This window comes from Vibrio fujianensis, assembly GCF_002749895.1.
GTDB classification, from domain to species: domain Bacteria; phylum Pseudomonadota; class Gammaproteobacteria; order Enterobacterales; family Vibrionaceae; genus Vibrio; species Vibrio fujianensis.
This window is the reverse complement of the sequence record NZ_NBUS01000039.1, coordinates 113,758-125,226: the sequence shown is the minus strand read 5'-3', so window position 1 is coordinate 125,226 and position 11,469 is coordinate 113,758. Positions and strand designations below refer to the sequence as shown.

Annotated in this window: 8 protein-coding genes and 1 pseudogene; 8 read left to right on the top strand and 1 reads right to left on the bottom strand. The window is 44.7% G+C overall.

Annotated elements, in window-relative coordinates:
• From B7C60_RS17935 to B7C60_RS05355, 8 genes and pseudogenes are all read left to right on the top strand, one after another.
• Positions 1–595: pseudogene (locus B7C60_RS17935) on the top strand (pullulanase-type alpha-1,6-glucosidase); the annotation flags it as partial.
• Between the two features lie 344 nt (positions 596–939).
• Positions 940–3,255, top strand: coding sequence for a hypothetical protein (locus tag B7C60_RS05385; protein WP_099610774.1), 2,316 nt, complete (start codon positions 940–942; stop codon positions 3,253–3,255).
• Positions 3,256–3,314: 59 nt separating this feature from the next.
• On the top strand, positions 3,315–4,388 hold the full coding sequence (locus B7C60_RS05380; RefSeq protein ID WP_099610773.1) for a hypothetical protein: 1,074 nt from the start codon (positions 3,315–3,317) through the stop codon (positions 4,386–4,388).
• Positions 4,389–4,514: 126 nt separating this feature from the next.
• Entirely contained in the window at positions 4,515–5,486 is a 972-nt protein-coding gene (locus B7C60_RS05375) for an LPP20 family lipoprotein (RefSeq protein WP_099610772.1), read from the top strand.
• Between the two features lie 22 nt (positions 5,487–5,508).
• A complete protein-coding gene (locus B7C60_RS05370; protein WP_099610771.1) occupies positions 5,509–6,504 on the top strand; it encodes a hypothetical protein in 996 nt (331 codons plus the stop codon).
• A gap of 35 nt (positions 6,505–6,539) precedes the next feature.
• Entirely contained in the window at positions 6,540–7,136 is a 597-nt protein-coding gene (locus B7C60_RS05365) for an LPP20 family lipoprotein (RefSeq protein WP_099610770.1), read from the top strand.
• An 80-nt stretch (positions 7,137–7,216) separates the two neighbouring features.
• Positions 7,217–8,557, top strand: a complete 1,341-nt coding sequence (locus B7C60_RS05360) for a transglycosylase SLT domain-containing protein (RefSeq protein ID WP_099610769.1) — start codon at positions 7,217–7,219, stop codon at positions 8,555–8,557.
• A 192-nt stretch (positions 8,558–8,749) separates the two neighbouring features.
• Entirely contained in the window at positions 8,750–10,672 is a 1,923-nt protein-coding gene (locus tag B7C60_RS05355) for a methyl-accepting chemotaxis protein (protein ID WP_099610768.1), read from the top strand.
• Between the two features lie 209 nt (positions 10,673–10,881).
• Here B7C60_RS05355 and B7C60_RS17930 read toward each other — a convergent pair.
• On the bottom strand, positions 10,882–11,469 hold a 588-nt coding region (locus tag B7C60_RS17930), incomplete at its 5' end, for an MFS transporter (protein ID WP_245868602.1).

Here is an 11,469-nt window from a genome sequence, read left to right as displayed (position 1 = left end):
GTACTCTGTCACTGGCGTTCTTGAGGCTGGTGAGCATGAGTTCAAATTTGCGGATTCAGGCTGGGCAAATCCCAACATCGGTTGTGCTGATGCGGATTTAGACAATGGCTCTCTTGAGTTAGGTACAGAAGCAAATTGTAAACTTACGGTTGCTGAAACAGGTAAGTACAACTTCATCTTAAACGCCGTGAATGAGCAAGATGAAAGCGTAGCCAAACCGGTGGTCTCTGTCACCAAAGCTGCCGATGCGCCTACATTTGGTGAAACAGCGTTGTACCTACGTGGCACTATCACAAGTTGGGAGACGCCAGCGCCAGATTCTGCTGCTAAGTTTAGTTATGTTGCCAATGATATTTACTCACTCGATATTACGCTAGCGGTAGGAAGCTATGAGATGAAAGTAGCCAGTGCCGACTGGGCTGATGCAACTAACTTTGGTGCTCAAGGTGCGCTGGTACTTGGTACACCTTTGACGATGGAAGCTGGCGGTGCCAGTGGTAATATCAGCATCACAATAGCCGAAGCAGGCAGCTACCATTTCGACTTCAATGCGGCGGATAACAGTGCGCCTATTATTACGGTGAGGAAAAACTAAGCTTATCTGTTATTGAAAAGAGCCATGAGTATGGCCCTATGTCATCAATCCTCGAGCGCAAGTTCGAGGATTTTTTGTACGTGCTTTTTGTCCGTACAATGACACAGTTAAGCTTTTCCTAAAGTGGTTATTAGTGGGGGGATTGAGTTGTCACTTAAATGGATCTGAAAAAAGCATGCACATTGCCAATCAATATATTGCATAGATCACACTTTTATATAATAACAATAAATTTGTTTTATGAATCATAAAAACATCACCGTATGATTCCTACAATAATTTTGCGTAGAAAATCACTTTTTTACGTTTACCGTTGAACTATGTAGCTAAACAGGAATCGGCTCATGAAAAAAACGTTAGTGGCAACAGCTATACTCTCTTCTTTAGCCTTAGCGGGCTGTGGTGGGAGCAGTAGCTCAGATAAAGAAACCCCTGAAGCAAAAGCGAGCGTTTCAGGCGTGGTGAATAAAGGCTTAGTAAAAGATGGTTTAGTTGAGGTGTGCCCTGCCACTGCAGCGAATGTTCAAAATAAGGCATGTGATACACCACTGGTTAGCACTACCACAGGAGAGGATGGCGGTTATTCCTTTACCGACTTACCGCCAAAGCAAGCATTATTATTTGTGTTGAAGAAACATCCTGAAAAAAACACGCAAATGAAATGTGATTATCAGGCTTGTATTCAGGGTGACACGAAATTTGGTGAGTTTTTCCCGGTTGACAATAATTTCAAATTAATCTCGATTCTTGCTCCTGATGCGGAAAATATTACCGCTCATATGACCAAATTAACCGATGTTGTTGCCCAGTATACTGCTCGTAATATGGTTGGTGATCAGGTGTCTCCTGAAGCGATTACTCGCAACCGTAGTGTTATTGCTCAAACCTTGGGGCTTCCTGCGAGTGCGAATATTGAACAGCTTGGTGCGGTTGACTTAACCAATCCAGCAGCAGTAACCGCCGCGTTAGCTGATGAAAATAACGCCGCCTCTATTGAAGTGGCGGCTCTGTCATTAGCTTTATTTGAGAAAAATGAAGGTGCTATCCAGTCATTCTTTGCTATCACAGATAAATTTAATAACGGTGCTGGATTAACAGATGACGATAAAACCGTCATTACAGGGACGTTAGGTAATTCTAGTGGTGCGGTAACGTTTTTAGAAACGGAATTAAAAAAAGTAGAACCGTCCGTTAGTTTAAGTGATGTAAGTAATAGTTTAAACAAAGAGGATCGTGTCCCAGATAAAATCGAGCTTCCGAAGCCGACCCCAAATAACGACATTACCAAAGCACAAGACTTAGTTAAGCAAGTGCGTACTGTGTATAACGCTGCTGGTGAAGAAGGGGATCTACGCTTGGGGTTAACTCAGTGGGGGGATTCATTACAGGCGATCCCTAGCGAGTTATTTGAAGATGATATGGCACAAGCCTTTGAAGCGCTACAAAGCGGCTTGATGTCGATTGCTCATCAAGTTGATGACCGGCTGAAAGGTGAAGCAGGGGAGTATGATGAAGCTATTAGCGCTGCGGATGGTGTTTATACTCTGAAAATTGATGATACTTTAGATCTGGCTGTGGTTGCTAGCGTCAACTGGCCTGAAGGTGGTGAGCCAACGGTTAGCGAGGATGGTTGGCAGCGTGAACAAGATCATGCGCCAAAAATTGAACTAACGATCACCCGCTTAAGTGTGACTTCAGGTGAGGTAACATTAACTGCCGAAAGTGGTTTGGCACAGGTGATCGAGTTTAAGAGTCAAGAAGCAAGGTTGGAAAATAATAAGCCTTGGGATGATGAGGCTCAAGAGTACGCTTATTCTTATGAAGAAGAGTATGCTTTAACGGCGGATAAACTGGCGCTTAAGCTTGAAGGCGTTACGTTAACCGCCAAAGATCAAAATAAAAAGACTATCGAGTTAAGTGGAACGATCACCTTTAGTGCAGATAAAGCCAAAGTTGCTGGGGTGGAACTGAACAATAATCAAAGTAACTGGAAGGATGGCCCGAATGAGGGTAGTCATACCAAATTTGAAAGCCAAACTATCGCGGCAGAGAAATTAAACTTAACCTTTAATACCGAGCTAAACTATCTTGAGCAGTTGGCTAAATTAAACCTAGCGATTAATTTGGATAATCCGGCGAATAAGGTGGTGTATCTATCTTGTATGCGTGATGCTGCATCTTGGATTGATGAACATCATACTTCGAGCAACCAAAATGAAGATGGGCTCTATTTGGGCAGTTCTAAGTGCAGTAAAGATGGTGAAAACTGGTCACTGGATGAGGAAACCGCGACGGATTTCTTACGTGGCTCAGTAACCGCCAGCTTAGAAACAGAGGTCAATCCTGCGAAACCACAGCTAGCTAAAGTTAGTCTACAAGCTGCTCGCCCTGCATTTGATTTGCTCAATGTTAATGGTGCTGTGGTCTATAACGATCAGACACTAAACCTTAAGACTCAAATCAACACGCTTGCAGAGGATCAAACACTCACCGTTGAACTGGCTAATGCGCAAGCGACAGCGGTATTGCGTGAAGGCGATAAGAAAGGTGAGATCTTAGGTGAGATCAAGGTTGGTAACAAAACCGTAGCGACGATTGAGTATGTTAAAAATACCAGTATTGTTCGTTATAGCAACGGTGAGTTTGAATCATTATTCTAATTTTTATTACCTGCGCTAAGGAGCTCCATTTGGGGCTCCTTATTTATTGAGATGTCATCATGTCGAGTGTTTTTTTGTTATTGCCAAGCTTAAGTCTGTTTCCATTATCCGAACCGAATACCGATTGGCAACTTTTCAGTCAGAATCAGGCGTTTGGGTATTCGCAAGATAACGCGATTTATCCTTTAGTCAAGGGTAAGAAAATGGCTTATACCCCAGCGAAGCATGCGTTAACTTTTAATCAAGCCGAATTGGGAGTTCGTTATCAGCATCTCTCGGTTTCTTTATTGAGCCGTTATGAATGGTATCTACGTTTTAGCCCTGACACCATGCGGCTTTATGGCGAATCGGTCAATCGGCAAGATATGCAAACGGGTAAACGTTATGATGTTGACTTACGCGTTGAGCATTTAATCAGCCAAGGCATTAAACTGGCGTGGACGTCGGATGTATCTCAGCCATGGATATGGCATCTATCTGCTAGTTATTTACAGGCCAGTGAAATGATGAGTGGCCGTTTACATGGACACGCGGGTGACACAGGTCAGGGGGAATATACTGGGCTACTCCAGTTAGATTACACCTATACCGAAGATGCCTTGCTAAAAAGAAAGGTTGATGCTCCTTCGAGTTATTTTGGTTATACCACGGATGTTGGGGTCAGCTGGCAATTTTATGACTATGGCTTTGCCTCTTTGCTAGTGCAAGATATTTATAGTGCTATTTATTGGCAGGATATGCCTTATACCTCAGCGACGGCCAATACTGCGACAGCTGAAACGGATGAGCATGGTTTTGTTTCGATTAAACCTTTGGTTAATGGAGTGGAAGGATTTCGGGATAAAACACAACGACTACCAGTGAAATATCATTCTCGTTTGGGGATGGTTTATCAACAACAAGCTTATAGTGTAAAAAGTTTATACGTTGATAAGCTTTGGTTAACCGACCTTGAATGGAGTATGCAATGGCAGGATCGTCTTTACTCTAAACTTAGCTACAATTTGCAAACTGGGGCGCTGGGTGTCGAAGGACAGTGGGGATGGTTTACGCTTGGTATACAAAGTGACAAGTTAGATTATCAACAAGCTAAATTACTCAATATCCAGATGGGGATAGCTGTTGATTTTTAATCGGGAAAAGTCTGCTCTGTTTCATAAAAAAGTGATATTTTTCCCAAAAAAGGTGTTCATGTCAGAATAAATCAAGCTATAGTACGCAAATGTTACTTTTATGTCAGGATTTGGCCAATTCTCCTTATGTTTACTGTCAAGAAAAACTTCCTTTTGCCTTTGCTGGCGCTGTTTTTAGTTGCTTGCCAATCAACGAACCCACCCAGTTGGTATTCGTTACCAGAAACTAATGATCCGATCTATCTTGTCGCGGTTGGACAAGGGCGCAGTTTAGAACAAGCGAAACAAATGGCCCTGAGCCAGATCAACGCTCAGTTATGGACTCAGATCGATTCCTCTTTCTCTTCTCGCGATGTTTTTCAAAGTCAAAACGCCAACACCGTTAGTAGCTCTCTGGTGGATAATAAAGTCAATAGTAAAACGGCGACGGTAACATTAACCGGGATTGAATATCCGAAAGTAGAAAAAAACGACATTGCGTATTATGTGCAAGCTCAAGTGAGCCGAGCCACCGTGATCGCTCAATTGCAAGCGGATATTCAACACAGTGATCGCCAAGCAAAGGCGCAGATCAGTAAACGAGGCCATCAAGATGTGCTTCCTTGGTGGTTAGAAAGCCGTCATTTATTAAGTGAGATGAATCATGTTGCGGTACGCCAAGCAATGCTTCGTTCGCTTGGTGCCTCAGCTCCAGCGGCACCGCAAATTGAGCAATTAGAGAAACAAGTTGCTCAGGCGCAATCATCTATCCTGATTCAAGTGGTGGCTGCTGCAAATAATCATAAAAGTGCTGAGTTATTAGCGGATAAGCTTTCTTCTCAACGTTTAAAAACCAGCTTTAATCGCTCAAGCAAGCGAACTCATTCCCTTATCCTGACCTCAGAGCTTCGGCAAAGTCGGGTCGGCGATGCCTATATTTCCACTCTGTTCACGTCGCTTACACTCCAAGCGCAGAACGGAACTATTCTCGCCAGTAATGAAATTATCTCTAGTGGCAACTCCTTATCCAATTATGCTCTTTCACAAGAAGGCGCTCAGCGTCACTTGATGGAGTTGATTGAACAACAAGGTTTATGGTCTTCACTAGGATTCAAATAAAAAAAACGATGGAGTTATCTTAATGTTTAAACAAACTGCAGTGGCGCTAGGTGTGTCTACATTACTTTCTGGCTGTATTTCGATGGGGCCAGTCCCTATTTGTACACCGGATACGTCTGTTCCTCTTTTGGAGTCAGAGGTTCCTGCGAAAGCGAGCCAAGATGTTAAAGCGATTGTGTTACCCGTGGACGTCAACTTTAGAGATGTGGCGCAAGATCGTGTGCAATCGGTGATTCGTAACTCACTGGAAAGCCAAATCGTTGAAACCGGTACCGAGCTGGTTGATCGTAAATTGGCGAATAAACTGAAAGGTGAAATTAAGCTAGCCGAGCAAAGTGGTCGTTATAATACTAAAGGTGTGCCAATTGCCGATTATGCGGTGTTAACTGAAGTGACCAATCTGGATTTTTCTAAGTCTTTCAGTGAAGCGCGCAGCTATAAAAATAAAAAAGGCGAAACCGTGCATGTGCCAGCCAAATGTAGCTACAAAATGGAAGTCGCAGGGATTGTTAAAGTTGTCTCACTGCCTGACATGGCATTAGTAAAACGCATTGATATTAAAGGTGATGAGTATGCCTCTACCGAGACGCGTAATTCAAGTTGCCCAATCAGTGATGCGGGTTATCAAGGGTTAGCGAGTAAAGCGGCGGCTGAAGCCGTTGAATACAGCGCAGAGTTAAAGTCATTGCTTGCGGCTAAGGCTTCAGTATTAGAATTGCGTCAATGCGAAAGCGGTAGTATGGTGAAAATTGGCGTTGGGTCAGATAAAAATATCCAACCGAAAGATGAAATTGCCTTCTCTAAAATTATGAAAAGTGAAGATGGCGAGCTAGAAACTTTTGGTGTCGGCAAGGGAACCATTGTCAATAACCCTGAGCATGGTATTAAGGCGAAATTCTCATGGGTGACGATTGATGAGGACACTGCGCTGAAGATCCGCAAAGGGGATCAAGCTCAGGTTGTACCTAATCCTTGTAAAAGTTGGTTAGATCTTGAGTGCAAATTTAAGAACTTATAATGGTGTTTTGACCGTTCAATAATATGGAATGAATGATGAAAAAAACAATAGTAATGAGTGTGCTTGCGCTCTCTGTTGCCGCATGTAGCAGTACTCAAACCGTTGAACAAGCGCAGCAGTTTGCTCAATGTACTTTTCCTGATACCCCGTCTGTTGAAGCGCCGGCGTGGATCTGTGATGTCATGCCTAAAGATCTTGCCGCAGGTGCCACAGGCTATGCGAAGAAAAGCGCTGCAGGTATGAGTGTGATGCGTAAAGTCGCGATCAATGACGCACGAGTACAGCTTGCTTCTCAGTTCCAAACTGATGTCAACAATATGTTTAAGCAAGCGGTACAAAGCTCAGTAGAAACCAGCAATGAGGCTGCAGTAGAAAATGTGGTAGAAACGTTTGAGAACGTTACCAAAAACGTAGTCACACGCAGTTTATCAAACAGTAAGTTGATTGTGAGCCAAGTAAGCCCGGCGGGCGGCCTTTATGTATTGGTAGGAATGGATAAAGAAGCCTATCAAGAAAACGTCAACCAAGTGGTGGATGAAGCGAGTAAAGAGTCAAAATTATGGGCCCAATTTAATAGTGAAAAAGCGGCCCAAGATTTAACAGAAGCACTCAATTCATTGAAAGCGTTATAATTTAACTTGGATTAAACGAGTTAATGATGGTTTTTATCAGGCAGGGTGTTTATCCCTGCCTTTTTTATCAGGAATAAATGATGAAAGGCACAAAAAAGCCCCTCTTGGTATTGTTATTGAGTACGTTATCTTCAGTGAGTGTGGCCAATTCAGAGGCGGCGTTTGCTGAACTCACTCAAGCAACCGAGCAGGTAAAACAGAGTAAACAAGCGCAATATCAAGAATTTGAGAAGTATGTTGATGCACGGCTAGATGAGTATGAAGCGTGGCGAGACGCGTATACCACTCAACTTGATCAACAGCGTCTGGCGTTAATTGATCGTTGGGGAAGCGCAGAACTCTCCGATTCGTCCACCGAAGTGACTTACAGTGAGAGCAACGCGGTCAAAAGGGTCGTCGATTATGAAAATAATACCGCAGTGGTATCGGTATTAGTCGACCCTTCAATGGATCAAGCTCAGGTGAGTCAGCTCATCGAAGCGCAAGCACAACTTTCCGATGGTGAAACTTTAGATTTGACTCAAGCGGAAGTCTCTACCGCAAACCTTGACTACTCGGTGACCCAAGAGCAAAAAGAGAAAAAATTTATCATTGAGCAAACCTACGCGCAAATGAATGAATATGATATTCAGGCCGACCGACTCATTGCGGCGAATATTGGGGTGGCTGATGATTTTATTTACCAGCGGGCCTATCGAAAAAAAATGGCGTTACTTGATGAAGCGAAAGCGCGAATAATGGTCATTAGCCAGCAGTATCAAGCTCACCGCCAACCGCTTACAAATTCTTCCACAGAGCAGGCGACCGATCAGGAAGTTACGGCTCCACAAGCGCCGAAAAAAATCATCAGTTATAAAGTCAACTTACCGAACAATAGTTTAGCGACGAGGGCAAAAACCTATCAACCGTTAGCGCTGGAAGAAAGCGGGAAATGGGCGTTAGATCCAGCACTGGTGATGGCCATCATGCACAGTGAATCTGCGTTTCGTCCTCAAGCAAAATCGCATGTGCCTGCATTTGGTTTAATGCAAATCGTCCCAACGACTGCAGGGCATGATGTGAATCGACGGATACGTCAGATTGATGCGCCGATGACAGAAGCTGATTTATATCAGCCTGAGATTAATGTTGAAACGGGGGCGGCGTATTTACATATTCTCAATAGTAGTTATCTCAAAGCGATTACCGATGATCAAAGCCGTTTATATTGTACGATTGCCGCTTACAATACCGGTGCCGGTAATGTGGCGCGTACTTTTAACCCCGATCGCTCGACCAATATTCGTCAAGCTGCTGTGATTATCAATCAACTTACACCAGAACAAGTGTATCAACGGTTGATCCAGCATTTACCTTACGACGAGACAAAACAGTATCTGCAAAAAGTCTCGACTCGGATGGCGTTATATCAGCCAGAATAGCGAGAAAGACAAAGTAGTGAGCCCGGCTTGACGTAATTGAGGATCGCGTTCCCAAATGATTTGTGACCTGTATTAAATATCCTAATATTTATGTTAAGAAGATTGAGATAGATCAATTGGATGATGTTTAGCAGGTTCACAAATCTTGCACTTCACCGATAGTAAATAAAAGTGCAAAACAAGGGATTCGGTATGTTTGACCAGTTTAAAATTCAGACTCGCGTGATGTTCGCGATAAGCTTGCTGGTGGTGTTAGTTTCGGCGTTAACCATCGCACTATCATTGTCGAAGTCGCGAGAGGCGGTGAAGGTGGCTGAGATGCGCGAATTGAGGGGCTTTTATGATATCGCTCTGGCGCGGATCGATAGCAGTGGCAATTTAGCTACTGGGTTGGCCAAAGTGGTTGCTCTAACGCCTGAAATCCAACAGGATTTTGCCTATCGAGATCGCCAAGCGCTAGCAAGCCGTGTGATACCGATGTTTAAAACCGTGGCACAAGAATATGGTGTGAGACAATTTCAGTTTCATACTCCGCCGGCAATCTCCTTTCTTCGTGCTCATAAGCCAGAGAAATTTGGCGACGATCTCGCCTCGTTTCGTAAAACCGTTGTGATCACCAATCAGTCTCAGCGCACGATCATGGGATTGGAAAAAGGGGTCGCAGGAATTGGCATTCGCGGCATTGTTCCGGTTTATTACCAGAAGCAGCATGTCGGCTCCGTGGAGTTCGGCATGTCGTTTGATCAGACCTTTTTTGACCAGTTTAAACAGTCCTTTGGTGTGGATGTTAATTTATATACCGTTGAAAATGGTCAGGTAAGCACTTTTGCTTCTACTACAGATGGCGTCATGTTAAGCGCACCCGAGCAAATCATGGCGGTATTTAAAGGGCAAGCTGAATTCGAACAGGGTCGCAGTGAGTTAAAAGGGAAACCGTTAGCGACCTATCTGCACACCATTCCTGATTATTCTGGTCATCCGATCGCGGTGATAGAAATTGCGATGGATCGTAGCCACAGTGTGGCAGCGGAACAAGGGCTGTTGTACCAAGCCATGTGGGGAGCGTTAGCGGCGCTGGTATTAGGTTTGCTTGCTGCGTATTTGATTGCGCTGGGCATTACCAGCCCAATTAATCGAGCGGCGAAAGCGATGGCTGATATTGCACATGGTGATGGTGATCTCACATTGAGGTTGGATGACCGTGCTAAAGACGAAGTGGGAGAATTAGCGCGCCAATTTAACCACTTTGTGAACAAAGTGCATGATACCGTCGTGCAAGCAAACCGAGTTTCTCTATCGCTGAATTCTGCCGCAGAGCAGCTTTCTCAGGTGACTGAGCAAACTGGGAGTATCATTCAACGGCAGCATTCGGAAACCGAGCAAGTGGCCACGGCAATGAATGAAATGGTCGCAACGGTGCAGGAAGTCGCGAAGAATGCTGCTGAAGCAGCAGAGGCAACCGAAGCAGCCAATAAAGCAACATTCGACGGACAATCGATCGTGGCTTTGGTGGTTGGGGGAATAAATCAGCTGTCGAATGATATTGAACAGACCGGACAAGTACTTCAACAGTTAGAGCAGCAGAGTCGTGATATTGATGCCGTGCTTGAGGTGATTCGTAGTATTGCCGAGCAGACAAACTTATTAGCGTTAAATGCCGCGATTGAAGCGGCCCGTGCCGGTGAGCAAGGGCGAGGTTTTGCTGTGGTTGCTGATGAAGTCAGAGCTTTAGCAAGCCGAACTCAGCAGTCGACCGAAGAAATCCAAACCATGATCGAGCGGCTGCAGCAAGGTTCAAAACAGGCCGTCAATGTGATGCAGCATAGTATTGATAGCTCGGGACATTCTGTTCAGCAGGCCGAACAAGCCGGTACCGCGTTGCATGAAATTACCACCACCGTTGAAACGATTAACGCGATGAATATTCAGATCGCCAGTGCCGCCAGTGAGCAGGTTTCTGTTTCTGATGAAATTAACCGCAACATCGCTAATATTAATGATGCGGTTGCCCAGACGGTCAATGCCTGTGAGCAATCAGAACATGCCAGCCAGGAGTTGAAAGCGTTGGCACAACAGTTGAGCCAGCATATGAGCCATTTTAAAGTGCATCAGTAGCACCGCTTATAATCCCCTTCTTACTTGAATCTGCCGGGGGCTACGTTCGTTGACTGTAATCACATAGCCTGTCTATGCTTATGGCGATGAACTCACTTGCCGCCGATCTGCAACTCCAAGTTGTTTGGGCATAGTGAGAGGTCATTAGGGGCTGTTGACCTTTCGCGATTATATTTTATCCGTGATGACATTTTGTTCGAAATTGCTGCTCAATGGTGTGTGATGTGGCGCTGACTTTTAATCGGCAATTGAGCCAAAAGAAAAGGCAACAGCAGTAAGCCGATGACTCCAGCGCAGAGAGCAATGGTGATAAAGAAACCATTCCACTGGTAGTGTTCCAAAATGATGGCCAACGGATAGCCGGCCAGTGCTGCGCCCATGTAGGCAAAAAGCCCAACAAAGCCGGTTGCCGCCCCTGCAGAGTCTTTATGAGAGCATTCTGCCGCCGCCATACCAATTAACATTTGTGGCCCAAACACAAAAAAACCGATACAAAATAAGGCCGCTGACTGAAATATAAAGTGCGTCATAGGCATGAGCCATAACGCGGCAACCGATAAGAAGATACCAATCGCGAATAGGAGGTTCATCGGGCCGCGGTTACCAGCAAATAATTTATCCGATCCCCAACCTGCTACCAGTGAACCAATAAATCCACCTACTTCGAATAAAGACAGCGCGGCATTGGCGTTGATTAGGCTGTAGTGATGCTGCTCGGTTAAGTACAAGTTTCCCCAGTCGTTAATGGCGGTGCGTACGATATAAACTAAAATATAACTGGCAGCGAGTAACCAAAT

Coding starts and splice junctions, on each gene's coding strand:
- B7C60_RS05385 (WP_099610774.1), top strand. CDS start 940: ATGAAAAAAACGTTAGTGGCAACAGCTATACTCTCTTCTTTAGCCTTA.
- B7C60_RS05380 (WP_099610773.1), top strand. CDS start 3,315: ATGTCGAGTGTTTTTTTGTTATTGCCAAGCTTAAGTCTGTTTCCATTA.
- B7C60_RS05375 (WP_099610772.1), top strand. CDS start 4,515: ATGTTTACTGTCAAGAAAAACTTCCTTTTGCCTTTGCTGGCGCTGTTT.
- B7C60_RS05370 (WP_099610771.1), top strand. CDS start 5,509: ATGTTTAAACAAACTGCAGTGGCGCTAGGTGTGTCTACATTACTTTCT.
- B7C60_RS05365 (WP_099610770.1), top strand. CDS start 6,540: ATGAAAAAAACAATAGTAATGAGTGTGCTTGCGCTCTCTGTTGCCGCA.
- B7C60_RS05360 (WP_099610769.1), top strand. CDS start 7,217: ATGAAAGGCACAAAAAAGCCCCTCTTGGTATTGTTATTGAGTACGTTA.
- B7C60_RS05355 (WP_099610768.1), top strand. CDS start 8,750: ATGTTTGACCAGTTTAAAATTCAGACTCGCGTGATGTTCGCGATAAGC.